Source organism: Streptomyces sp. NBC_00252, from assembly GCF_036187565.1.
In the GTDB taxonomy this organism is placed as follows: domain Bacteria; phylum Actinomycetota; class Actinomycetes; order Streptomycetales; family Streptomycetaceae; genus Streptomyces.
Genome location: NZ_CP108087.1, coordinates 6,211,146 through 6,234,829, shown reverse-complemented (window position 1 = coordinate 6,234,829; position 23,684 = coordinate 6,211,146). Strand labels below are relative to the sequence as shown.

The window sequence follows — 23,684 nt, the reverse complement described above, 5'->3', positions numbered from 1 at the left end:
GTTGCTCTCACGAGCGGGGATGGAGGGCGGTGAGGTGGGAGGCGGCGGGCGGGAGTTGAGGCCGCCCACCCCTCAAGCCCCCCTCCGCCGACTCCCCCCACCACTGACCCCGTTGGGCCACAGCCTCGGCCTCCGCTTCGCGGCGATGTCCTCGATCCATCCGAAGGCGAGGATCGCCACCGCGATCAGCGGCCAGATCATCAGGAACATCAGGAACGTGTCCGCCTTGTCGAGGAAGGACGTTGCCGCGTCGCTCTCCATGAAGGGGAGGTTGTAGAGCTGGTCGATGATCGGGACCGTGGCCATGATGAGGAGGTTGTGCCACAGGTAGATCGTGACGGCGCGGTTGTTGGAGAGGGTGACCAGCTTGTCCCAGCGGGCCAGCCGGCCCGGCAGTGTCTGCCAGGACGGGGCGTACTGGAGCAGGATCACCACGATGCCGAAGGACCAGGTCGCCTGGGCGAGCGGGATGTCGTTCAGGTCCCAGCCGTCGGGGCCGAGATGACCTGAGGCCCACCACAGGCCGAAGCCCATGATCAGGGTCGCGCCGGACACCGCGAGGTAGCGCGGGACCTGCTTCAGTACGCCCTCGTGGTGGGCGAAGCCGAGGACCCAGCAGCCGCCGTACACCGCGAAGTCGGAGACCGCGTTGCCCGTCTCGCCGGGGATCGTCACCAGGCCCGTGCCCACGACCGCCGTCAGGGCCAAGGGGGCGAGGAGCGTCGCCCAGGGGATCCTGCGGAACGCCCACAGGAGCAACGGTGACGCGATCACGAACCACAGGTACGCCCGCAGGTACCAGAGCGGGCCCGCCGCCTGGTCCGCCCACGAGCTCTCCAACAGGCCCGACTCCGACCCCAGATGCTCGGGATACGGCGGTGCGCCGACCGGCACGATGTAGTCGAGGATCTTCGCCGCACCCCACCAAGTGCCGCCCATGTCGGGGTCCTTGAGCGGGTTCCAGCCCATCCCGAACATCATCACCAGCACCACCGCGCCGAACGCCCAGAGCGGGGGCAGCAGTCGGCGCAGCCGGCCCCTGATCACACCGAGCGAGGGACGGTTCAGGGAGCGCGCCATCAGGGACCCCGCCAGCGCGAACATCACGCCCATCGACGGGAACAGCACCGACAGCCACGCCCAGCCGAAGAGGTGGTAGACCACCACGCGGACGAGGGCGATCGAGCGGAGGAGGTCCAGGTAGCGGTCCCGGCCGCCGCCCCCCTTGGCCTTCGCCGGCGCGGGCGCGGACTCCGGTTCCTGCGCGCGCTGTTGGGGAATCCCGTACGCCGGCGTCGACTCGGGACCGGACCCCGGCCCCTGGTTCGTCCCGGTCGTGTATCCGTGTGTCATGCCACCGACCTCCGGTCGCTACGGCTGCCGCGCTGGGCCGGCACCGGTCCGCCCGGCGCCTCCACGACCCCGGTCCGCCGCAGCTTCTGCCAGCGCAGGCGGCCTCCGGTGAGTGCGGTGATCCAGGACTGGAGCAGGACGACGTACATGAGTTGGCGGTAGAGGATCTGCTGCAGGGGCAGCGAGACCAGGTGGGTCATGCGCTCGCGGTCGAGGCGGAAGGCGTACGCCGCGCAGAACGCCTGGATCGCGAGGACGCCCAGCCAGGCGAGGAACGTCTTCTCCGTCGGGCCGAACACCAGGCCGTAGAGCAGGAACACGTCGATCAGCGGGGCCAGGATGGGGGCGACCACCATGAAGAGGGCCACCAGCGGGAGGCCCACCCTGCCGAAGCGGCCGGACGGGCCCCGGTCGAGCAGGGCGCCCCGGTGCTTCCAGATCGCCTGCATCGTGCCGTACGACCAGCGGTAGCGCTGCGACCAGAGCTGCTGGACCGTCTCCGGTGCCTCGGTCCAGGCCCGCGCCTTCTCGGCGTAGACCACGCGCCAGCCGTCGCGGTGCATCGCCATCGTGATGTCGGTGTCCTCGGCGAGGGTGTCGTCGCTCATGCCGCCGACCCGCTCCAGCGCGCTGCGCCGGAACGCCCCGACCGCGCCCGGGATGGTGGGCATGCAGCGCAGGATGTCGTACATCCGGCGGTCGAGGTTGAAGCCCATCACGTACTCGATGTGCTGCCAGGCGCCGATGAGGGAATCGCGGTTGCCGACCTTGGCGTTGCCCGCGACCGCGCCGACGCGCGGGTCGCCGAAGGGCTGCACCAGCTCGCGCACAGTGGCCGGTTCGAAGACCGTGTCGCCGTCCATCATGACGATGAGGTCGTGACTGGCGTTCGCCAGACCGCGGTTGAGCGCGGCGGGCTTGCCCGCGTTGACCTGGCGTACGACCCGCACGTTCGGCAGGTTCATCGCCTCGACGATTCTCGCCGTGCCGTCGGCCGAGCCGTCGTCGACGACGATCACCTCGACCGGATGCTCGCTCAGCATGAGTGAACGGACCGTGTTCTCGATGCACTTGGCCTCGTTGTACGCCGGCACGAGCACCGTGACCGGTTCGGTGACCGGTGGCCCCCAGGCGAAGCCCTTGCGGCGCACCCGGCGGGCGTGGATCGCGGAGAGCAGCAGCATCATCGCGAAGCGGGCGATGACGAGCGAGCCGGTGATGGCGAGGCCGACCACCAGGACGTCCATGATGCTGTCCGAGGCCTGGACCAGGAAGATCCACGCCTTGCCCTTCCACAGGTCGACGCCGGTCACCGGGGTGAGCGCGCTGCCCGCGCCGAGCGCCTCGGTGAGGTTGTCGAACGTGTAGCCCTTGGCCTGCATCTCCGGCAGGAACTTGTCGAGCGCCTGCACGGTCTGGTGCCGGTCGCCGCCGGAGTCGTGCATGAGGACGATCGCGCCCTTGCCCGCGCGCGGGGTGGCGTTGCTGATGATCTTCGCGACGCCGGGCTTCTGCCAGTCCTCGCTGTCCGTGTTGTTGACGACGGTGATGTAGCCGCGGGTGCCGATGTACTGGGTCACCGGCCAGGACAGGTTGTCCATCGCGTCGGCGGACGACGAGTACGGCGGCCGGAACAGCGAGGTCCGGATGCCGGCCGCGCCGGTGATCGCCAGCTGGGTCTGGGACAGCTCCCAGTCGATGCGCTTCTTGGACTGGAAGGAGAGGTCGGGGTGGCTGAAGGTGTGCACACCGACCTCGTTGCCCTCGTCGACGATGCGTTTGACCAGGTCCGGGTAGCGCGAGGTCATGGTGCCGGTGACGAAGAAGACGGCGTGCGCGTGGTGCTTCTTCAGCACGTCCAGGACCTTGGGCGTCCAGGTCGGGTCGGGGCCGTCGTCGAAGGTCAGGACGATGTCGTGGTTCGGCACGTTCAGGCTGGTCGTACGGCCGCTGCGGGTGTCGATGACCGGGCCGCCGTCGAGGATCTTGTCCGGGACCTTGTTGGTCGCGGCCTCGGGGCGGATGCGGTGGTCGGCGAGGATCTCGCTGTGGACGTAGCCGCGCAGCATCAGCATCGCCAGCAGGGCGACGAGGAGCAGCATCGGCAGCAGGAACCGCATGGACAGGCGGCGCCGTCGAGGAGCGCGCGGGGTGCGCGCCGCACCTCGTTTCGGGCGCGGGGCGCGCGCCTCGGGCCCACTCGGACGTGAGGCGCGCTCCCCCGCTCCGCCCGGGTGCGAGCTGTGTGCCCCACCTCCGCCCGGGCGTGCGGCGTGCGCCCCGCCTCCTCCGCTCACGGGTGAGGCGGGTGCCCCGGCTCCGGCCGGGGACCGGGGATACGCCCCGTCCCCGCCCGGCGGCGGGACAGGCACCCCGCCCCCACCCGGGCGTGCGGCGTGTGCGCCAACTCCGTTCGTGGCAGCCGGAGTTGCTCCGTGACGGCCGCCCGGGGCCGGGTTCGTGGCCTTGGGGCGGCGGTTGTGCGATGCCATCAGACGATGTGCTCCGGGGTCTTGGACGGGGCCGGTGCCTGTTCGGACGGCGCGGCCGGCCCCTGCGCCACGGGCGACGGGCTGCTCGGGGCGTCGGCCACCGTGCCGGTGCCCGCCGTCGGGCTCGGGGTCGATGACGGCTCGGACGGCGGGCTCGAACTGGGCACCGTCGTCGGATCGGGCGAGGACGAGACCGGCAGCGAAGGCTGTACGACCGGGTTGCTCGCGCTCCCGCCGCCCGGCGTCGAGGCGCTCCTGCTGGTGGACGGCCGCGGCGACGCGGAGGTGCTCGCCTTGGCACCGGGCTTGGCGGACGCGCCGGCCGAACCGCTGACACTCGCGCCGGGCGAGGGCGTCGTACCGTCGCTCGCCGTCGGGATGTTGCCGGGCGCGACACTGTCACCGGCCCCGGACGGGTGGCCCGACTCGGCGGGCAGCGGCGAGGTGTCGACCTTGCCCGCGGGCGCGTCGTCCTTCTGCCCCGGCACCGGCAGCCACGGCGCGTCCGAACTCCCGGACAGCAGCGTGATGACGATGACGACGGCGTAGACCGCGCACGCGATGCCGATGGCCATACCGATCCTGCGGTACCTACGGCTGCGACGGCCGGACTCGTCGACGAACACGGGCCCGTCGGAACCCTCCTGGCCCGCACCGGCACCGCCCCTGCCACCGGAGTCCGCCTGCGGGGCGGTCCCGTCGAGCTGGACGGTCACTTCGTCGGGGTCGGCCGCGGCGGACGCGGTCCCCGCCAACGCGGCGGACGCCGCGGAAGCGCCCCAGGGATCGGCGAGTATCCCGGCACCCGCGCCGGACATCTGCCGGCCGGCGGGCGGCTCGGGCCACCCGGTCCGTATACGGGGACCGTCCTTCGCCGTACGAGGACGATCCTTCGCCGTTCGCGGCCCGTCCTTGGCGGCATGACGGCCGCCCTCCAGGACCTCTGATCCTCCACTCGCTCCAGTTGCTCCAGTCACCGGAACCCCTTGGGCCTCTCCACCTATGACCGGTACTTCTCTGGTCGCGGATGCAGCTTGGGGCCATTCCGGTTGGGCGTCTTCTCGCCACTTTTCCATGCGCACGCACATCCCCCCACGGGACTGTTCCGGGTGCGCAAACGACCCTGAGCACACGCCGCCGAACCAGGCCCCCACCCGGTCCGCGCGCCCCCCTTACCACACCGTGCTCAGGCCCTGAAGGTAGCGCACGGCGACCTCTTCATGTGGCGGGATGCGTCAATTTCTCCTTTTTAGCATGTCCACGTCGATGGCTGGAATCCATCCGTTAACCGGCCGACGCAGCCAGCCGCACGCGTTGCCGATCTCCGCCGCAGCACGTCTAAGCGCATCGAATCCGGTGTGCACCAGCCCCTTTCGCCACACGAGCGACACGGCGGACAACGGCACCGGGTCCACCAGTGGCCGCACCACGGTCCGGGGCGTGGCCGGAAAATCCACCACGGCGAGAATCGGCGTCCCCGTCCTCGCCATGACCCGTTCGAACTCCTCTTCGCCTACGGCCATGGGCGCGGGCGGCGCGACCGAGATCCCGCGTCCCTCGAACAGTCGGCGCGCGAGATCCGTCCACTCCGGCGTACGGGGATTCCCGGCACCGGCGTACACGACCTCCCCCGCGAGCGCGGCCAGGGGCACCTCGTCGAGCGCGGCCAGCCGATGCCCCTCGGGCAGCACGACCGCCATCGGCTCGTACCGCACCAACTGATGCCTGAGCCCGGCCCGCACCCCCGCCTCCAGCCCACCGAACCGCCCGAACGACACATCGAGCCGCCCGGCGATCAACTCCCCCGCCGCACCGCCCAGTCCACTCTCGTACCGGACCATCAGCTCCTGCTCCGGGACGAGTTCACGAGCACGTTGCAACACCCGCCGCCCGGTCCCCAACCCCGGCGTATTCAGATCGACGAGAAGAGGCCGAGCCCCCGCTCCCCGAAACGCGGCGAGCAACTCCTCCTGCGCGCCGAGCACCCGCCGCGCATACGGCACCAACCGCTCACCGTCCGCCGTGAGCGCCACCTGCCGAGTGCTCCGCACGAACAACTCCACCCCCAACTCCCGCTCCAACCGCCGCACATCACGACTGAGCGCCTGCTGGGCGACGTAGAGGCGGGCGGCGGCCCGGGTGAAGTGCAGCTCTTCGGCCACGGCGAGAAAGGCGCGCAGAAGCCGGGGTTCGAGGGAGTCTGGCATCCGGCGAACCTACAACGAGGGTGCGTGAATCGACGCGGACCAGGTGTTGGACCCGGTGATCCACTCCGGGCGACGGTTACGGCATGCCACAACCGCCCACCACCGGCCGCCCCCACCCCACCTACCGCCACCTCTTCACCCTCCCCGGCACCCGGGCCTTCACCGCCGGAAACCTCATCGCCCGCCTCCCCGCGGGCATGTTGAGCGTGAGCGCGGTCGTGATGATCGCCGGTTCAAGGGGTTCGTACGCCCTGGCAGGCGCCGTCACGGCAACCGGCCTGGCGGCGACAGCGCTGGCGGGCCCCTGGACGGCGAGGCTGACCGACCGCCACGGCCAGTCCCGAACAGCGATACCGGCAACGGCAGTCGCGGTCCTCGGCTCCCTGTCCCTGATCCTCTGCGTGCACTACGACGCCCCCGACTGGACCCTGTTCGCCGCCTACGCCGCCACCGCGACCACCCCCAACACCGGCGGCATGTCCCGCGCCCGCTGGGCTCACCTCCTGGCCGACGACCCGGACTCCCTCCACACGGCGAACTCCTTCGAGCAGGCGGCCGACGAACTGTGCTTCATGCTGGGCCCGGTCCTGGCGACCCTGCTCTGCGGCACGCTCTTCCCGGAGGCGGGCACGTTGACGGGGGCGGTGCTGCTCCTGACCGGCATCCTGATCTTCACGGCCCAGCGCAAGACGGAGCCCCCACCGAGCCCGACGCCAAAGGGCAGTTCGCCCCTCCGCGCCCCCGGCGTCCCCGCTCTCCTCGCCGGGTTTCTGGCGACCGGCGCGGTGTTCGGTTCGATGGAGGTCGCCACGCTCGCGTACACGGACGCGACCGGTCACCAGGCAGTGGGCGGCGCGGTGTTGGCGCTCCAGGCAGCCGGTTCCTGCACGGCGGGCCTGCTGTACGGCAGGCTGAAACCGAGGGGCTCCGCTGAACGCCTCATACAGCGGTGCCTGTTGGCGATGAGCATCGCGATGTCCCTCCCCCTGCTGGCGGCGAGCACGTTCGACTCCCTGCCGGCACTGGCGGTCGCCCTGCTCCTGGCCGGCACGGCGACGGCCCCGACGATGGTCACGGCGATGACCCTGCTCCAACAGCGCGCCCCGGAAGGCCGGTTGAACGAGTCCATGAGCCTGGCGGTGACGGGCTTGCTGACGGGAATCGCCTGCGGCTCCGCGACAGCGGGCTGGACAACGGACCACACCTCACCGACGACAGCCTTCTGGCTACCGGTCGCGGCAGCAACCACAGCCCTCCTTGCGGGCGCCCGCAACCCAACCCCTTGAGGGCAACCCACCCAGGGGCGCGACCCACAACCCCATCGAACCGCTTGCGCCAATCTCCGCCCAACCCATTGACGCCCCCACAGCCCCTACATACCTTCCTCCATCGAAGCGCTTCGACAGACCTCGTCGAATCGATTCGACTCCCTCCGATCCCCCCTGGAGGCACTGGATGCTGACGACACACCGGCGAGCAACGACAGCCGCACTGATCCTCACCGGATCCCTGCTCCTCACCTCCTGCGGCGGCAGTTCGGACAACGGCTCTTCGGACGGCAAGACCCTCAAGCTCTGGCACTACGAGGGCCCCGACAGCGCGATGGGCGTCGCGTGGAACGAGGCGATCAAGGAGTTCGAGGCCCAACACCCGGGCGTGAAGGTGAAGTTCGAGGAGAAGGGCTTCGAGCAGATCCAGAAGACCGCCCCGATGGTCCTGAACTCCTCCGACGCCCCGGACATCATGGAGTACAACAAGGGCAACGCGACGGCGGGCCTGCTCTCGAAACAGGGCCTGCTCACCGACCTCACCGCCGAGGCGACGAAACGCGGCTGGGACAAGAAGATCCCGTCGAGCGTGGGCACGACGGACGTCTACAACACCGACGGAGTGATGGGCTCCGGCAAGTGGTACGGCGTCACCGACTACGGCGAGTACACGATGGTCTACTACAACAAGGCCCTCTTCAAGAAGTACAAGATCGCCGAACCGAAGACGTTCGACGAACTGACCACCGCACTGGGCGAGTTCAAGGCGAAGGGCGTCACCCCCCTCGCCAACGCCGGCGCCGAGTACGTCGCCCAGCAGTACCTGTACCAGCTCGCCCTGTCGAAGGCGGACCGCGCCTGGGTCGACAAGTACGAGCTGTACAAGGGCAAGACGGACTTCCACGACCCGGCCTGGACGTACGCGGCGACCACCTTCGCCGACTGGGTCAAGAAGGGCTACATCGCCAAGACCTCCAGCGGCACCAAGGCCGAGGACGCCGGAGTCTCCTGGATCCAGGGCAAGGCCCCGATCCTGTTCTCCGGCAGCTGGTGGTACGGCCGCTTCCAGACGGAGGCCAAGTTCGACTGGGACACGACGCTGTGGCCCGGCTCGAACCTCACCCTCGGCTCCGGCGGCAACATCTGGGTCGTCCCCAAGGGCGCCAAGAACAAGCAACTCGCCTACGACTTCATCGACATCACCCTGTCGAAGAAGATCCAGAACCTGATGGGCAACAAGGGCGGCATCCCGGTCGCGGCCGACACCTCGGCGATCACCGACCCCAAGTCGAAGCAGCTGATCGCCAACTTCAACACCGTCTCCGCCCGCGACGGCCTCGCCTTCTACCCGGACTGGCCGGTCCCCGGCTTCTACGACGTCCTCGTCTCCGAGACCCAGAAGCTGATCACGAACAGCGAGAAGCCGGACGCCTATCTGAGCAACCTGCAGAAGGCGTACGACAAGGGCGTCCCGTCGACATGACGGTCACCGCCGAGAAGGACGGCCGGGTGCTCGACCAGCGTGACGCCGCGCGGCACCCGGCCCGTCGCCCGCGCAACTCCTACGCCCTGTTCCTGCTCCCCGGCGCCCTCGCGGCCCTGGCCGTGATCGTCGTCCCGTTCCTGATGAACACGGCCGTGAGCTTCACGAGTTGGCAGGGTGTCGGCGACCCGAAGTGGACGGGCCTCGCCAACTACCGTGATCTGCTGGACGATTCGGAGTTCTGGGCGTCGTTCCGGCACAGCCTGTTCATGGTCGTGGCGATGGCGGCCGTACCGACGGTCGTCGGACTCGTCCTGGCCGCCGCCCTGTTCGACTACGTCGCCAAGCACTTCGGCACCCGTGTCGCCGCGATCCTCCGCGCCTGCTTCTACCTCCCCCAGGTACTGCCGATCGCGGTCGCCGGCATCGTCTGGAGCTGGATCCTCGCCCCCGACAACGGCTCCCTCAACGCCCTCTTGAAAGCCTTGGGGTTGGGCTCCTGGCAGCAGGACTGGCTGGGCGATCCGGACATCGCGCTCTACAGCGTCATGGGCGTCATGGTCTGGGTCCAACTCGGCTTCCCGCTCGTGGTGTTCATGGCCGGGCTGCAACGCGTCGACCCCCAGCTGTACGAGGCGGCCGAGCTGGACGGCGCGGGCTGGTGGCGCCGCTTCTGGCACATCACGCTGCCGCAGATCCGCCCGGAGATCTACGTCGTCCTCACGTGGTGCACGATCGCCGCGCTCAAGGTGTTCGGCGCGGTGTACGTCCTCACGAAGGGCGGACCCGGCGGCGCGACCGACGTGCCGTCCTACTTCTCCTTCACCACGTTCTTCGAGAAGACCCAGGTCGGCTACGGAGCCGCGATATCAACGGTGTTGACGGTGATCATCCTGGTGCTCTCGCTCGCCTTCCTGAAACTCCAGACCCGCGCGGAGGAAGGTGACCGCGCATGACGACCGCCCTGCGCCGCTACCCGGTCCTGATCGCCCTGTGCATCGCGGCCCTCTTCATGGTCGTGCCGTTCCTGATCGTCCTGGTCAACGCCGTGAAGTCACCGGCCGAGTACTCCGAACACGGCCCCCTGAGCCTCCCCCAGGGCCTCTACCTGGACGGCCTCAAGGACTTCTGGCAGCGCGTCGACTTCGGGCAGAAACTCGTCAACTCGGCGGTGATCAGCGGCTCGGTGGCCGTCCTGGCGGCCGTCCTGTCCGTCCTCAACGCGTACGCGATCGGCATCGGCCGGATCAAGGGCCGCACCTGGGTGCTGGCGTTCTTCGTCCTCGCCAACATGCTGCCGCAGGAGGCGCTGGTCTACCCGCTCTACTACCTGAGCAAGCAAGTCGGCCTGTACGACACGAGGTTGAGCGTCATCATCGTCTTCACGGTGATCCAGGCGGCGTTCGGCACGTATCTCCTCTCGTCCGTGCTCGGCCAGTTCCCCCGCGAGATCATCGAGGCCGCCCGGATCGACGGCGCCACCAAGTGGCAGGTGCTGTGGCGGATCGTGGTCCCCGTCAGCCGCCCCACGATCGGCGTGCTGCTGGTCTTCTTCTTCATCTGGACCTGGAACGAGTTCCTGCTCCCCCTGGTCATGCTGATCTCCAACGACAACCAGACCGTGTCGGTGGCCCTCGGCGTCCTCCAGGGCCAGCGCCTGATGGACGCCACGATGACCAACGCGGCCGCCCTGCTGGGTGTGTTGCCCGCCATCGTCTTCTTCCTCGTCTTCCAGCGGACCCTCACGCGCGGCATCGCCGTGGGTGCCGTCAAGTAGTAAGGGGACCCCCACATGAAGTTCACCGACGGCTACTGGCTGCTGCGCGAGGGCGTCACCGCCGCCCACCCGGTCGAGGTCCTCGATGTCACCGCCCCGGAAGGCGCGTTGGAGATCCACGCGCCGACCATGCCGATCCGCCACCGCGGCGACCTGCTGAAGGGACCGGTCGTGACGATCAGCGCCCACGCCCCGCTGCCCGACGTCATCGGCGTCACCTTCACCCACTTCGAGGGCGAACAGCCGCGCGGCCCCCGGTTCGACGTGCACAGCGAGGTCCGGGGGTCTGGGGGATGTCCCCCAGAACGGCACAGCGGAGTCCAGACGTCCTACGACGACGAGCACGCGACCCTCACCTCCGGCGCGCTCTCCGTCCAGGTCGCCCGCACCGGCCCCTGGCACGTCGACTTCCTCGCGCACGGCCGGGTCCTCACCGGCAGCGGCCCCAAGGGCATGGGCATCATGCGCGACGCGACCGGCGCCCACTACCTCCGCGAGCAGCTCGGGCTCCAAGTGGGCACGTCCGTCTACGGACTTGGCGAGCGCTTCGGCCCGCTCGTCAAGAACGGCCAGGTCGTCGACATGTGGAACGCCGACGGCGGCACCGCCACCGAGCAGGCCTACAAGAACATCCCCTTCTACCTCACCGACGCGGGCTACGGCGTCTTCGTCGACCACCCCGGCCGGGTCTCCTTCGAGGTCGGCTCGGAGGCCGTGTCCCGGGTGCAGTTCAGCGTGGAGAGCCAGCAGTTGACGTACTACGTCATCTACGGCCCGACCCCGAAGGACATCCTCCGCAAGTACTCCGCCCTCACCGGCCGCCCCGCGCTCCCGCCCGCCTGGTCGTTCGGGCTGTGGCTGTCCACGTCGTTCACCACCTCGTACGACGAGGAGACGGTGACGTCGTTCATCGAGGGCATGCGGGAGCGCGAACTCCCGCTGTCCGTCTTCCACTTCGACTGCTTCTGGATGCGCGAGTTCAACTGGTGCGACTTCGAGTGGGACCCGAGGGTCTTCCCCGACCCGGAGGGCATGCTCGCCAGGCTCAAGGAACGCGGCCTGCACATCTGCGTCTGGATCAACCCGTACATCGCGCAGCGCTCCCCTCTCTTCGCCGAGGGCAAGGCGCTCGGACATCTCCTCCGCCGGCCTGACGGCAGCGTGTGGCAGTGGGATCTGTGGCAACCGGGCATGGCCCTGGTCGACTTCACCAGTCCGGCCGCCCGTGACTGGTACGCCGGAAAGCTGGAGGCGCTCCTCGCGCAGGGTGTCGACTGCTTCAAGACCGACTTCGGCGAGCGGGTCCCCGTCGACGTCGCCTACGCGGACGGCGCGGACCCCGAGCGGATGCACAACTACTACACCTACCTCTACAACCGCACCGTCTTCGACGTCCTGCGCAAACACCGGGGCGAGGGCGAGGCGGTCGTCTTCGCCCGCTCGGCCACAACGGGCAGCCAGAAGTACCCCGTTCACTGGGGCGGCGACTGCGAGGCGACGTACGAGTCGATGGCCGAGTCCCTGCGCGGCGGCCTCTCGCTGGGCCTGTCCGGGTTCGGCTACTGGAGCCACGACATCGGCGGCTTCGAGGGCACCCCGACCCCCGCCCTCTTCAAACGCTGGCTGGCCTTCGGCCTGTTGTCCTCCCACAGCCGCCTGCACGGCAGCTCGTCGTACCGCGTCCCGTGGCTCTTCGACGAGGAATCCGTCGACGTGCTGCGGCAGTTCACCCGCCTGAAGCTGAGCCTCATGCCGTACCTCTACGAGACCGCGCGCACCGCCTCCGCCGAGGGCGTCCCGATGATGCGGGCGATGGTCCTGGAGTTCCCGGACGACCCCGGGTGCGCGCACCTGGAACGGCAGTACATGCTCGGGAGCGATCTGCTGGTCGCGCCCGTCTTCAGCGACGACGGCGACGTCTCGTACTACGTCCCCGAGGGCACCTGGACCCACTACCTCACCGGCCGCACGGTCACCGGACCGCGCTGGGTGCGCGAGCGGCACGGCTTCGACAGCGTGCCCCTGATGGTGCGGCCGGGCGCGGTGATCCCGGTGGGCGCGGTGGCCGACCGGCCGGACTACGACCACGCCGACGGCGTCACCCTGCGGGCCTACGACCTGGGGCGGGGCGCGCAGGTGACGGTGTCGGTCGGCGAGGTGACCTTCACCGTCGTACGGGAGGGGGACACGCTCCGGGCGTCCTGCAGCGATCCCACCCTGTCGTGGGCGCTGGCCGCCGGGGACAGGACGCGGTCGGGCAGCGGGTTCCTCACCCTGGAGCTGGGCTGATGGTGAAGATCACGGACGTGGCCCGGCACGCCGGCGTCTCCCCGAGCACCGTGTCGTACGCCCTGAGCGGCAAGCGGCCGATCTCCGAGGAGACCCGGCTGCGCGTCGAGGCGTCCATCCGCGAGCTGGGCTACCGGCCGCACGCCGGTGCCCGCGCCCTGGCCAGCAGCCGGTCGAACGTGCTGGCCCTGGTGATCCCCTTACGGACCGGCATCCATGTCCCGGTCGTCATGCAGTTCGCGGTGTCCGTGGTGACCACCGCCCGCCGCCACGACCACGACGTCCTGCTGCTCACCCAGGAGGAGGGCGAGGAGGGCCTGCGCCGGGTCGCGGACACGGCACTCGTCGACGCGATGATCGTGATGGACGTCCAACTCGACGATCCCCGGCTGCCGTTGCTGCGGTCCCTGGACCGGCCGTCGGTGATGATCGGCTTCCCCGCCGAGGCGGACGGACTGACCTGCATCGACCTCGACTTCAAGGCGGCGGGTGAGCTGTGCGTGGAACGGCTCGCGGGCCTTGGGCACCGGGTCGTCGCCCTCGTCGGATCGCCGCCCGAGGTGTACGTCCGCGGAACCGCCTTCGCCCAGCGGGTCGTTCAGGGTTTCACGGCCGCCGCCGACCGCAACGGCCTCTCCTCCTCCGTCCACCCCTGCGAGGCGGCACCGGGCGCCGCCGTGGCCGTAGCGGAGCAACTGCTGCGGGAACAGCCCGCGTTGACCGGGGTGGTCGTCCACAACGAACCCCTTGTGGAACCCCTCGTCGACGCCTTCGAGCAGCTCGGGCTGCGGGTTCCCGGGGATCTGTCGATCACCGCGATCTGCCCCGACGAGCTCGCCGAGTCGGTACGGGTCCCGGTCACGTCCGTCGCGCTGCCCACCGCCGAACTCGGTTCCAGGGCCGTCGAGTTGCTGATGAAGAAGCTGGACGGCGAGGCCGTGCCCGACGCGACCCTGCTGGCGCCCCGGCTGATGGAGCGCGCGAGCACGGCACCGCGCAACGCGCCCTGAGATCACCACCGTTGGTGCAAGGCCCTATGTGAAGGAGCCGCGACATGAAAGGCACGAGAAGAAGACACAGCACCAGAAGACACAGCACCACGCTCGTCGTCGCCTTCGCCCTGATCGCCGGCCTGGGAGCGACGGTCCCGGCGACGGCCGACACCCCGTACCCCTTCCGCGACCCGACCCTCCCCGTGAGCCGGCGCGTCGACGACCTGCTCGGCCGGCTGACCCTCGACGAGAAGATCTCCCTTCTCCACCAGTACGAGCCCGCGATCCCGCGCCTCGGCATCCAGTCCTTCCGCACCGGCACCGAGGCCCTGCACGGCGTCGCCTGGCTCGGCAAGGCCACCGTCTTCCCGCAGGCCGTCGGACTCGCCTCGACCTGGGACCCGGCGCTGATGCGGCAGGTCGGCTCGGCGGTCGGCGACGAGGCCCGCGGCTTCCAGCAACAGCGCCCGGACGGCTGGGGGTTGAACCTCTGGGCCCCGGTGGTCAACCTCCTCCGCGACCCGCGCTGGGGCCGCAACGAGGAGGGCTACAGCGAGGACCCGGAACTCACCGGCGCCCTCTCGACGGCCTACGGCGAGGGCCTGACCGGCGGCGACCCGGACCACCTCAAGACGGCCCCCACCCTCAAGCACTACCTCGGCTACAACAACGAGGTCGACCGCGCGACCACGTCCTCCGATCTCCGCCCCCGGGTGGAGAAGGAGTACGACGAGGCCGCGTTCAGACCGGCGATCGAGGCGGACGCGGCCACGGGCGTGATGACGTCGTACAACCTCGTCAACGGCCGCCCCAGCACGGTGAATCCGGACCTGAACGACGTCGTGCGGAAGTGGACCGACCAGAGCCTGCTCAACGTCACCGACGCCTTCGCCCCCGGCAACCTCGTCACCCCGCAGCAGTACTACCCGAGCGTCACGGAAGGCGACGCGGCCGCGCTGAAGGCCGGGGTGGACAGCTTCACGGACAACAGCGCCGACCCCGGCCCGACGACGGCGGCGATCAACTCGGCCTTGCAACAAGGCTTGTTGAAGGTCTCGGACGTGGACAAGGCGGTGTCGGACATCCTCTCCGTCCGCGTCCGGCTCGGTGAGTTCGACCCGGGCGGCGGCAGATACGGCTCGATCGACGCGTCCGTCATCAACAGTCCCGCGCACCAGCGGCTGGCGCGCAAGGCGGCGGCCGAGGGCACGGTCCTGCTGAAGAACAACGGGGCGCTGCCGCTGAGGAGTTCGGGCAAGGACGTCGCCGTCGTCGGCCCGCTCGCCGACACCCTCTACACGGACTGGTACTCGGGCACGCTCCCCTACGCGGTCACCCCCGCGCAGGGCATCGCCACGAAGCTCGGCACCGGCGTCACGACCAGCGAGGGCGTCGACCGCATCGCGCTGCGCGACACGACGACCGGCAAGTACGTCACGGCAGGCACCGGCGACACCGGCGCACCCTTGCAGGAGACCGCCAACACCCCCACGACGGCAGCCCAGTTCGACGCCTTCGACTGGGGCTCCGGCATCGTCACCCTGCGCTCGGCCGCCAACGGGAAGTACGTCGGCTACAACTGGTCGAACTTCGTCAACGACCAGACGCAGCCCAACGGTTGGTACGTACAGCAGCAGTTCAGGCTGGAACAGCAGGACGACGGCACGTACTTGCTGAAGTACGCGGGCTACGAGACGTCGGAGTCCTGGTGGTCGAACCCCCTCTACCTCGGCCCGTCCGACGCGAACGGCACTCTGGGCCTGGTGTCGAAGGACCAGGCCGCCCACTACGCGAAGGACGTCGTCCGCAGCGGCGTCGCCGACGCGGTGGCGGCGGTCAGGGGCAAGGGCACGGCGGTCGTCGTCATCGGCTCCATGCCGTCGATCAACGGCCGCGAGGCCCACGACCGCACCGACCTGTCCCTCGCCCCGAGCCAGGATGCCCTGGTCAAGGCGGTCCGCGCGGCCAACCCGAAGACGGTGGTCGTGGTCGAGAACAGCTACCCGACTACACTCGGCGCCCTGCAGAAGGAGGTTCCCGCCCTCCTCTGGACCTCCCACGCGGGCCAGGAGACGGGCAACGCGCTGGCGGACGTCCTCTACGGCGACGTGAACCCGTCCGGCCGCCTCAGCCAGACCTGGTACCGCTCGGAGTCGGACCTCCCGTCGATCCTCGACTACGACATCATCAAGTCCGACCGTACTTATCAGTACTTCCGGGGCACCCCGCTCTACCCCTTCGGCTACGGCCTCTCGTACACGACCTTCCGCTACGGCACCCTGAAAGCCGTCGCCGGCGGCTACGAACTCCCGGTGACGAACACCGGCACCCGGTCGGGCGACGAGGTCGTACAGCTCTACACACACCAGCGGACATCCCGCGACAAAGAACCCCTGAAACAATTGAAGGCCTTCCAACGGGTCTCACTGAAACCGGGCGAGACAAAGAAAGTCCATTTGAAAGTCCAGCGGAAAGACCTCGCCCACTGGGATGTCACCCGCTCGACATGGACGGTGGAAAGCGGCACGTACGACGTCCTGGCCGGAGCGTCGTCGGCGGACATCCGCGCCCGGACGACCTGGCGCGTCCACGGCGAGACCATCCCGCCCCGGAACCTGGCCCGGACGACCCGCGCCGAGAACTTCGACGACTACTCCGGCATTCACCTCGTGGACGAGTCCAAGGCGCGCGGCACTGCGGTGGGCGCGGCCGCGGACGGGGCGTGGCTGAAGTTCGCGGACGCGCAATGGGGCACGGGGGCACGGACGTTCACGGCCCGGGTGGCGAGCACGGGCGCCGGCACGGTCGAGGTCCGGCTGGGTTCTCCGACCGGCAGGCTCGTCGGTACGGCACACACGGGCGGGACGGGATCGTCGTACGACTACGAGACGGTGACCGCCGACCTCGCGGGTGCGGCGAAGGGACGGACGGACGTGTATCTGGTCCTGAGTGACGGGCTGCGCATGGCCACCTTCGCCGTCCGGTGACAGGAAAAAGCCCCCGCTGCCGAAGCAGCGGGGGCTTTACCCACATGGGATGAGTGGAGATGGCGGGAATCGAACCCGCGTCCACCGGTGCAGAAGCAGGGCTTCTCCGTGTGCAGTTCGCTGTGATTTTCTCGGCCCCGGCGATCACGCGAACAAGTCGCCGACGGGCCCAGTCACTGTTTGATTTCCCATCGAACCCCGTGACCGGGCTCGATGGTTTAGTTCCCTAGATTATGCCAGGGTCCGGGTCGGGAACACTCCCGGGCTGACACCCTTTTAGGGTCCTTCAGTCGCTGTTATTAGGCAGCGAGGGCGAAGGACTGGGAATCGCTCTTGGAATTGGCGATTATTGGTTGCGACATATGGTTTACGAGATCATTGCCGCTTCCTCGACACGCTTCACCTGCTTCGACAGCCGCTGTCGAAACCGATCATCCCCATGTTGTTTTTTCAAGCCCTCCGGAGAGGGATGCGCACCCGCTGTGGGGTGCTGTTGCCATCGTACGTGACCAACGCGCGCCGAGGCCACCGTATTCCCGGCGACGGCCCGCACGAAGGACCGCTACTCGCCGCGCTGCTTGCGCTTGGCCGCCGCGATCGCGCGGTCCGACTCCCGGCGGTCCTGCTTCTCGCGCAGGGTCTGCCGCTTGTCGTACTCCTTCTTGCCTCGGGCGAGGGCGATCTCGGCCTTCGCCCGGCCGTTGCTGAAGTACAGGGCCAGGGGCACGATCGTGTGACCCGTCTCCTGGGTCTTGGCCTCCAGCTTGTCGATCTCCTCGCGGTGCAGGAGCAGCTTGCGCTTGCGGCGCACCGAGTGGTTGGTCCAGGTGCCCTGGTGGTACTCGGGGATGTGGGCGTTGTGCAGCCACGCCTCGCCCCCGTCGATCTGGACGAAGCCGTCGGTCAGCGAGGTCCGGCCCTCACGCAGCGACTTGACCTCGGTGCCGGAGAGCACGAGCCCGGCCTCGTAGGTGTCGATGATCGCGTAGTCGTGCCGGGCCTTCTTGTTCTGGGCGACGATCTTGCGCTTGCCGCCCTTCTCGCCGTCCCTGGCCTTGCCGCCGGCGGCCCCACCGCCCTGCTTGGGCTGGGACTCCTTGGGTACGTACATTCCCTTGCTCATAGTGCTGCCATTTTCGCACTACCAGGGGGTCCGAGGGAAAGGCGATTACCCAGGGCGCCGAAAGGCGGCTAGGAAGCGTCCCCGAGGCCGCTCAACACCGTCTCGGCGCGCTCCACGGCGGCCTGTCCCTGGGCGGTGACGTCGAGGTCGGGGGTGATGCCCCGGCCGTCGACGGTGCGGCCGGAGGGGGTGCGGTAGTGGCCGACGGTCAGTTCGGCGACGACGCCGTCGGGGAGTTTGCTCGGCATCTGGACCGAGCCCTTGCCGAAGGTCCTGGAGCCCACGACGACCGCGCGGCCGCGGTCCTGGAGGGCGCCGGTGAGCATCTCGGCCGCACTCATCGTGCCGCCGTCGACCAGCGCGACCAGCGGTCTGGTGGTGTCGCCGCCCGCGGTCGCGTGCAGGGCGCGCTGCCGGCCGTCGACGTCGTACGTGGCGACGAGGCCGCCGTCGAGGAACGCGGAGGCGGTGGTGACGGCCTCGGTGACCAGGCCGCCGGAGTTGCCGCGCAGGTCGAGGATGAACGAGGAGTCGGCGGGGGCCTGCCGTACGGCGGTGCGGACGAGGTCGCCGACGCCCTTGGTGAACGCGGCGATCTTGATGACGGTGACATCGCCCGTGAGCCTGCGGACGCTCACCGAGTCGGTGGAGAGGCGGGCGCGCCGCACGGTCTCCCGCCACGCGTGCGTGCCGCGCTCCAGGCCGAGGGTGACGGCGGTGCCGGCGGCGGCGTCCTGGGCGTCGCCCCGTAGTAAGGAGACGACCTCGGTGACGGGCCTGCCGTCGACGTTCTCGCCGTCGACGCTGCGCAGCCGGTCGCCCCTGCGGACGCCCGCGACGGCGGCGGGCGACCCGGACTGCACACGGGTCACCTCGATCCGGCCGTCCCGCTCGCGCCGGGCCCAGAGCCCGACGCCGGTGTACTGGCCGTCGAGGGCCTCCTCGAACTCCTCGTACTCCCCCTGGGAGTACACGGCGCCCCACCGGTCCCCGCTGCGGCTGACGGCCCGCTCGGCGGCCTCCATGGGCGACTTGCCGTCCGCCTTGGCCTCGGCGGCGGCCTTCGCGACCTCTTCGGTACGCCCCATCGGCGCCGAACCCGCCGTACCGGAGGCCGATTTCCGGTCGGCCGCCCCGGGTTCGTCGAACGATCCGGCCGCCGCCCCGGCGACCAGCACGCTCGCGAACACCAATGTCAGGGCGGCCCCGCGGCGAATGCGGCGGGGCTGACAGAACAGGTCACGACCTGACATGGCGGTGAGTCTAGGACAACGCGAAGGGCCGCACGGGCGGTTGCCCGTACGGCCCTCTTGGCATGTGTCACACCTTGAGGTACTTGCGCAGCGCGAAAAACGCTGCCAGCGCAGGCATCAGGAGGCTCGTCGCGAGGATCAGCGGAAGCTTCGTCAACACGGCGTCCCAGCCGATGAAGTTGATCAGATTCAGCTTGTGGGAGAGGTCGAGGCCGTGGTCGATGATGAAGTACCGGGCGACGACCAGGAATCCGCAGGCGACCGTGCCGCCGATGAGGCCGGCGACCGCGGCCTCCATGATGAACGGGGCCTGGATGTAGAAGCCGGAGGCGCCGACCAGGCGCATGATGCCGGTCTCGCGGCGGCGGCTGAACGCCGAGACGCGCACGGTGTTGACGATCAGCATCAGGGCGACGACCAGCATGAGGGCCATGACCGCGCGGGCCGCCCAGTTCATGCCGTTCAGGAGGCCGAAGAGGTTGTCCAGGATGCCCTTCTGGTCCTGCACCGACTGGACGCCGTCACGGCCGTCGAAGGCGGTCGCGATGACCTGGTACTTCTCCGGGTCCTTGAGCTTGATGCGGTACGACTCCTGCATCTGGTCCGGCGTCAGCGAACTGGCCAGCGGGGAGTCGCCGAACTGCTGCTTGTAGTGCTTGTACGCCTCGTCCTGCGACTCGTACGTGACCTTCTCGACGACCGACATCTTGCCGAGGTCGGACTGGATCTGCTTCTTCTGGTCGTCGGTCACCGCGCCCTTGGCGCAGTTGGGGTCGGACTCGGCGTCGCTCTTGTTGCAGAGGAAGATCGAGACGTTGACCTTGTCGTACCAGTAGCCCTTCATCGTGGTCACCTGATCGCTCATCAGGAGCGAGCCGCCGAAGAGGGCCAGGGACAGGGCTACGGAGACGACGACCGCGAAGGTCATCGTCAGGTTGCGACGGAGACCGACACCGATCTCGGAGAGTACGAACTGGGCGCGCATGGCGGCTTCTTCAGGCCTTTCCGTGGACGGACATCAGACGGCGGTCGGCCGGCGGTCAGTGCTGGTAGCCGTAGACGCCGCGTGCCTGGTCACGGACGAGGCGGCCCTTCTCCAGCTCGATGACGCGCTTGCGCATCTGGTCCACGATGTTCTGGTCGTGCGTCGCCATCACCACGGTGGTGCCCGTCCGGTTGATCCGGTCGAGGAGCTTCATGATGCCGACGGAGGTCTGCGGGTCGAGGTTGCCGGTGGGCTCGTCGGCGATGAGGAGCTTGGGGCGGTTCACGAAGGCTCTCGCGATGGCCACGCGCTGCTGCTCACCACCGGACAGCTCGCCCGGCATCCGGTCCTCCTTGCCGCCGAGCCCGACGAGGTCGAGCACCTGGGGCACGGACTTGCGGATCTCGCCCTTGGACTTGCCGATGACCTCCTGCGCGAAGGCCACGTTCTCGGCGACCGTCTTGTTGGGCAGCAGGCGGAAGTCCTGGAAGACGGTCCCCAGCTGGCGGCGCATCTGCGGCACCTTCCAGTTGGAGATGCGGGCGAGGTCCTTGCCCAGCACGTGCACCTGGCCCTGGCTGCACCGCTCCTCGCGGAGGACCAGCCTCAGGAAGGTGGACTTTCCGGAGCCGGAGGACCCGACGAGGAACACGAACTCGCCCTTCTCCACTTCCAGGGAGACGTCCCTGAGAGCGGGGCGGGTCTGCTTGGGGTAGACCTTGGAGACATTGTCGAATCGGATCACGGGTGCACCACGGGTAGCCGGGGGTAGGTGAGCGTGACCATACGCGACCCGGGTGTGCCCGCGCAGTCGGCGTCCGGGGTTGCGCGAGGCTTGCACGTTTTGTCGCGGATTTGAAGGGCTGGAACGCACAGGGTCGGGGCAGGATAAGGCGGGCCGCGCCGAATCCCGCGGAACCTGGCACAGTGGAGGGGGAACGTTCTAGTTTCCCTGGGCGTTGTGTCCGTGGAAGCCGGTGCAAGGAGGGCGAGCGCATGACGTACGACCGGTTGGTGTGCGCGAACTGCGCGGCGCCCGTGAACGAGGGCCGCTGTCCCGTCTGCCGCGCGAACCGCGAGCGGCTGCAGCAGGAGAACAACCCGTGGGGGAATCTGAACCCCATGGCGCTGATCGCCCTGCTCGCGGTACTGATCGCGGCGCTGGCACTGGTGGCGCACCAGACCGCCTGAGCCACACATCAAGAGCACGCACGAAGGGCCCGGAGCCGATGCTCCGGGCCCTTCGTCGTACGACGTGCGTACGGTCCGTACGGGGACGGCTACCGTCAGGCGACCGTGCCGCCGCGGTTGCCCGCGAGGCGCGGGAGCACGCGGAAGGCGATGCCGCCGGCGATCATCGTCGCGGCGCCGATCAGCAGGAACGCGGTCTGGCCCGCACCGGTCTCGGCGAGCTCACCGCCGCTGCCCTGGGCCGTGGTGTCGGAACCGGTGTCGGTGAGCGCGGAGGTGCCCGCCTCCTGGGCGGAGGAGCCGCCGTCGGGGTCGTTGTTGTTGCCGCCGGTGGAGCCGGAGCCGGAGCCGCTGGTGCTGCCGTCCGTCGGGCTGTCGGTGGGGCCGTCCGTCGGCTCGGTGGGGTTGCCGGTGGGCTCGGTCGGCTCGTCGCTGGGAGGCGTCGAGGTGGGCGGCTGCGAGGACGGCGGCTCGGAGCTCGGGGGCTCGCTGGTCGGCGAGTTCGGGGCGGTCGGGAGGCCGCTGTCGGTCGGGGTCGGGGAGTCGGTCCCGTCGCCGGGGGTGTCCCCGTCGTCGGCGGTGACGCTCACGTTCACGCCCAGGTCGAGCGCCGAGGCGGCACCCGCGGCGGTCAGCGAGGCACCGCCGGCGATGATCGCGCCGGCCGCTATGCGTGCGACACGGATCCGCGTCTTCTTGGTCATCAGTCTGCTACCCCCAGTAGCTCGTCGTCAGTGTGGTGCGTCGATGTCCGGAACCGTGATCGACGGGGGGTGGCGGCTGGCGAAAGCTCTGCTCCCCCGGTTCACATGCGCCCCGGAGACACGCATGCCGAGCTTCACCCTTCCCAGTTTTCACAGCAACGTCAAGGCCGTTGCGAGCGCAATGTCCACCTAAGGGTTCTTTGCTGGGAGATGGAACCTGTGAGTGTGATGTAAAACCCAGACATCCGGTTAACGCGAAAGGCAACTACCGCCCGGTGGACGGCAGTTGCCTTGTCGACAAAGTCACGGGCGAACCGTGCGCGGGACTACTTCTCCTGCTGCTTGCGCCAGCGAATTCCGGCCTCGAGGAAGCCGTCGATCTCGCCGTTGAACACGGCCTCGGGGTTGCCGACCTCGAACTCCGTACGCAGGTCCTTGACCATCTGGTACGGGTGCAGGACGTACGAACGCATCTGGTTGCCCCAGGAGTTGCCGCCGTCGCCCTTGAGGGCGTCCATCCGGGCCTGCTCCTCCTGGCGGCGGCGCTCCAGCAGCTTGGCCTGGAGCACGTTCATCGCGCTGGCCTTGTTCTGGATCTGGGAGCGCTCGTTCTGGCAGGAGACGACGATGCCGGTGGGGAGGTGGGTCAGACGCACCGCGGAGTCGGTGGTATTGACGCCCTGGCCGCCGGGGCCGGAGGAGCGGTACACGTCGACGCGCAGCTCGGACTCGTCGATCTCGATGTGGTCGGTCTGCTCGACCACCGGGAGGATCTCGACGCCGGCGAACGAGGTCTGGCGGCGGCCCTGGTTGTCGAAGGGCGAGATCCGGACGAGGCGGTGGGTGCCCTGCTCGACGGAGAGCGTGCCGTAGGCGTACGGCACGTGCACGGCGAAGGTGGTCGACTTGATGCCGGCCTCTTCGGCGTACGACGTCTCGTAGAGCTCCGTCTTGTAGCCGTGGCGCTCGGCCCAGCGGAGGTACATGCGCTGGAGCTTCTCCGCGAAGTCGGAGGCGTCGACGCCGCCGGCCTCGGCGCGGATGGTGACGACGGCCTCGCGGGAGTCGTACTCGCCGGAGAGGAGGGTGCGGACCTCCATCTCGTCCAGCGCCTTCTTGACGGCGGCCAGTTCGTTCTCCGCCTCGGCGCGGGTGTCCGGGTCGTCCTCCTCCTCGGCCATCTCGAAGAGGACCGAGAGGTCGTCGATCCGGCCGCGGAGGGCCTCGGTCTTGCGGATCTCGGCCTGGAGGTGGCTCAGCTTGCTGGTGACCTTCTGCGCCGCCTCCGGGTCGTCCCACAGGGAGGGCGCTGCCGCCTGCTCCTCAAGGACGACGACTTCCGCCCTCAGCGTGTCCAGGTCCAGGACGGCCTCGATCGACTCCATGGTCGAGGAGAGGGACTTGAGCTCTTCGGATACATCGACGACTGCCACGCCTCCAGCGTAACGGCTCCGCCAAGCGGGCAGCGCCGGGCCTGAACCCGGGCTCCGTTCCCCCGGCACCGGGGCAGTCGTCCCCGGGGGCTCCGCCCCCGGACCCCCGGACCCTTGCCCACCCACCACCCGTCTCGGTGGGCTGGG

At 69.2% G+C, this 23,684-nt stretch carries 18 protein-coding genes and 1 other RNA gene; 8 read left to right on the top strand and 11 right to left on the bottom strand.

Going from position 1 to position 23,684, the window contains the following annotated elements; translation table 11 throughout:
- Positions 1-72 precede the first annotated feature (72 nt).
- From OHT77_RS27555 to OHT77_RS27540, 4 genes are all read right to left on the bottom strand, one after another.
- On the bottom strand, positions 73-1,353 hold the full coding sequence (locus OHT77_RS27555) for an acyltransferase family protein (RefSeq protein ID WP_328831106.1): 1,281 nt from the start codon (positions 1,351-1,353) through the stop codon (positions 73-75).
- Complete coding sequence (locus OHT77_RS27550; RefSeq protein WP_328831105.1) at positions 1,350-3,473, bottom strand: glycosyltransferase; 2,124 nt, start codon at positions 3,471-3,473, stop codon at positions 1,350-1,352. Before OHT77_RS27550 ends, OHT77_RS27555 begins: the two co-directional genes overlap by 4 nt.
- A 371-nt stretch (positions 3,474-3,844) precedes the next feature.
- Entirely contained in the window at positions 3,845-4,822 is a 978-nt protein-coding gene (locus tag OHT77_RS27545) for a hypothetical protein (protein WP_328831104.1), read from the bottom strand.
- 258 nt (positions 4,823-5,080) lie between these two features.
- The gene (locus OHT77_RS27540; RefSeq protein WP_328831103.1) at positions 5,081-6,052 is read right to left on the bottom strand and encodes a LysR family transcriptional regulator; all 972 of its coding nucleotides are present in this window, start codon (positions 6,050-6,052) and stop codon (positions 5,081-5,083) included.
- Between the two features lie 83 nt (positions 6,053-6,135).
- Here OHT77_RS27540 and OHT77_RS27535 point away from each other — a divergent pair, with 83 nt between their 5' ends.
- The 7 genes from OHT77_RS27535 (at position 6,136) to OHT77_RS27505 (ending at position 16,848) form a co-directional block, all read left to right on the top strand.
- A complete protein-coding gene (locus tag OHT77_RS27535; protein ID WP_328831102.1) occupies positions 6,136-7,338 on the top strand; it encodes an MFS transporter in 1,203 nt (400 codons plus the stop codon).
- A gap of 169 nt (positions 7,339-7,507) precedes the next feature.
- Positions 7,508-8,803 (top strand): ABC transporter substrate-binding protein, encoded by a 1,296-nt coding sequence (locus tag OHT77_RS27530; protein WP_328831101.1) that lies wholly within the window; start codon positions 7,508-7,510, stop codon positions 8,801-8,803.
- A complete protein-coding gene (locus OHT77_RS27525) occupies positions 8,800-9,759 on the top strand; it encodes a carbohydrate ABC transporter permease (RefSeq protein ID WP_328831100.1) in 960 nt (319 codons plus the stop codon). Before OHT77_RS27530 ends, OHT77_RS27525 begins: the two co-directional genes overlap by 4 nt.
- The gene (locus tag OHT77_RS27520; RefSeq protein ID WP_328831099.1) at positions 9,756-10,580 is read left to right on the top strand and encodes a carbohydrate ABC transporter permease; all 825 of its coding nucleotides are present in this window, start codon (positions 9,756-9,758) and stop codon (positions 10,578-10,580) included. The genes OHT77_RS27525 and OHT77_RS27520 overlap by 4 nt, the downstream gene beginning before the upstream one ends.
- Positions 10,581-10,595: 15 nt before the next feature.
- Entirely contained in the window at positions 10,596-12,869 is a 2,274-nt protein-coding gene (gene yicI / locus OHT77_RS27515; RefSeq protein ID WP_443048137.1) for an alpha-xylosidase, read from the top strand.
- Positions 12,869-13,879 carry a LacI family DNA-binding transcriptional regulator gene (locus OHT77_RS27510; protein WP_328831098.1) on the top strand — a complete coding sequence of 337 codons (1,011 nt, stop codon included), beginning with the start codon at positions 12,869-12,871 and terminating at the stop codon, positions 13,877-13,879. Before yicI ends, OHT77_RS27510 begins: the two co-directional genes overlap by 1 nt.
- 44 nt (positions 13,880-13,923) lie before the next feature.
- The gene (locus OHT77_RS27505; RefSeq protein WP_328831097.1) at positions 13,924-16,848 is read left to right on the top strand and encodes a glycoside hydrolase family 3 protein; all 2,925 of its coding nucleotides are present in this window, start codon (positions 13,924-13,926) and stop codon (positions 16,846-16,848) included.
- Positions 16,849-16,899: 51 nt separating this feature from the next.
- On the opposite strand, the gene ssrA is transcribed toward OHT77_RS27505, so the two are convergent.
- From ssrA to ftsE, 5 genes are all read right to left on the bottom strand, one after another.
- Positions 16,900-17,287: a transfer-messenger RNA gene (gene ssrA, locus OHT77_RS27500) on the bottom strand.
- A 123-nt stretch (positions 17,288-17,410) separates the two neighbouring features.
- On the bottom strand, positions 17,411-17,959 hold the full coding sequence (gene smpB / locus OHT77_RS27495) for an SsrA-binding protein SmpB (protein WP_033286711.1): 549 nt from the start codon (positions 17,957-17,959) through the stop codon (positions 17,411-17,413).
- 80 nt (positions 17,960-18,039) lie between these two features.
- Positions 18,040-19,224, bottom strand: a complete 1,185-nt coding sequence (locus tag OHT77_RS27490) for a S41 family peptidase (RefSeq protein ID WP_328831096.1) — start codon at positions 19,222-19,224, stop codon at positions 18,040-18,042.
- Between the two features lie 67 nt (positions 19,225-19,291).
- A complete protein-coding gene (gene ftsX / locus OHT77_RS27485; protein ID WP_328831094.1) occupies positions 19,292-20,209 on the bottom strand; it encodes a permease-like cell division protein FtsX in 918 nt (305 codons plus the stop codon).
- Between the two features lie 55 nt (positions 20,210-20,264).
- Positions 20,265-20,954, bottom strand: a complete 690-nt coding sequence (ftsE, locus tag OHT77_RS27480) for a cell division ATP-binding protein FtsE (protein WP_033286714.1) — start codon at positions 20,952-20,954, stop codon at positions 20,265-20,267.
- A gap of 251 nt (positions 20,955-21,205) precedes the next feature.
- Between ftsE and OHT77_RS27475 the strand changes: the two genes are divergently transcribed.
- Entirely contained in the window at positions 21,206-21,400 is a 195-nt protein-coding gene (locus tag OHT77_RS27475) for a hypothetical protein (RefSeq protein ID WP_033286715.1), read from the top strand.
- Between the two features lie 95 nt (positions 21,401-21,495).
- Here the strand turns inward: OHT77_RS27475 and OHT77_RS27470 are convergent, their stop codons facing one another.
- Both OHT77_RS27470 and prfB read right to left on the bottom strand, forming a co-directional pair.
- On the bottom strand, positions 21,496-22,104 hold the full coding sequence (locus OHT77_RS27470) for a hypothetical protein (RefSeq protein ID WP_328831093.1): 609 nt from the start codon (positions 22,102-22,104) through the stop codon (positions 21,496-21,498).
- 326 nt (positions 22,105-22,430) lie between these two features.
- Positions 22,431-23,537 carry a peptide chain release factor 2 gene (gene prfB, locus OHT77_RS27465; protein ID WP_328831092.1) on the bottom strand — a complete coding sequence of 369 codons (1,107 nt, stop codon included), beginning with the start codon at positions 23,535-23,537 and terminating at the stop codon, positions 22,431-22,433.
- Positions 23,538-23,684 lie beyond the last annotated feature (147 nt).

Coding starts and splice junctions, on each gene's coding strand:
- OHT77_RS27525 (WP_328831100.1), top strand. CDS start 8,800: ATGACGGTCACCGCCGAGAAGGACGGCCGGGTGCTCGACCAGCGTGAC.
- OHT77_RS27510 (WP_328831098.1), top strand. CDS start 12,869: ATGGTGAAGATCACGGACGTGGCCCGGCACGCCGGCGTCTCCCCGAGC.
- ftsX (WP_328831094.1), bottom strand. CDS start 20,209: ATGCGCGCCCAGTTCGTACTCTCCGAGATCGGTGTCGGTCTCCGTCGC.
- OHT77_RS27535 (WP_328831102.1), top strand. CDS start 6,136: ATGCCACAACCGCCCACCACCGGCCGCCCCCACCCCACCTACCGCCAC.
- smpB (WP_033286711.1), bottom strand. CDS start 17,959: ATGTACGTACCCAAGGAGTCCCAGCCCAAGCAGGGCGGTGGGGCCGCC.
- yicI (WP_443048137.1), top strand. CDS start 10,596: ATGAAGTTCACCGACGGCTACTGGCTGCTGCGCGAGGGCGTCACCGCC.
- OHT77_RS27555 (WP_328831106.1), bottom strand. CDS start 1,353: ATGACACACGGATACACGACCGGGACGAACCAGGGGCCGGGGTCCGGT.
- OHT77_RS27550 (WP_328831105.1), bottom strand. CDS start 3,473: ATGCGGTTCCTGCTGCCGATGCTGCTCCTCGTCGCCCTGCTGGCGATG.
- OHT77_RS27490 (WP_328831096.1), bottom strand. CDS start 19,224: ATGTCAGGTCGTGACCTGTTCTGTCAGCCCCGCCGCATTCGCCGCGGG.
- OHT77_RS27520 (WP_328831099.1), top strand. CDS start 9,756: ATGACGACCGCCCTGCGCCGCTACCCGGTCCTGATCGCCCTGTGCATC.
- OHT77_RS27475 (WP_033286715.1), top strand. CDS start 21,206: ATGACGTACGACCGGTTGGTGTGCGCGAACTGCGCGGCGCCCGTGAAC.
- OHT77_RS27540 (WP_328831103.1), bottom strand. CDS start 6,052: ATGCCAGACTCCCTCGAACCCCGGCTTCTGCGCGCCTTTCTCGCCGTG.
- OHT77_RS27505 (WP_328831097.1), top strand. CDS start 13,924: ATGAAAGGCACGAGAAGAAGACACAGCACCAGAAGACACAGCACCACG.
- OHT77_RS27530 (WP_328831101.1), top strand. CDS start 7,508: ATGCTGACGACACACCGGCGAGCAACGACAGCCGCACTGATCCTCACC.
- OHT77_RS27470 (WP_328831093.1), bottom strand. CDS start 22,104: ATGACCAAGAAGACGCGGATCCGTGTCGCACGCATAGCGGCCGGCGCG.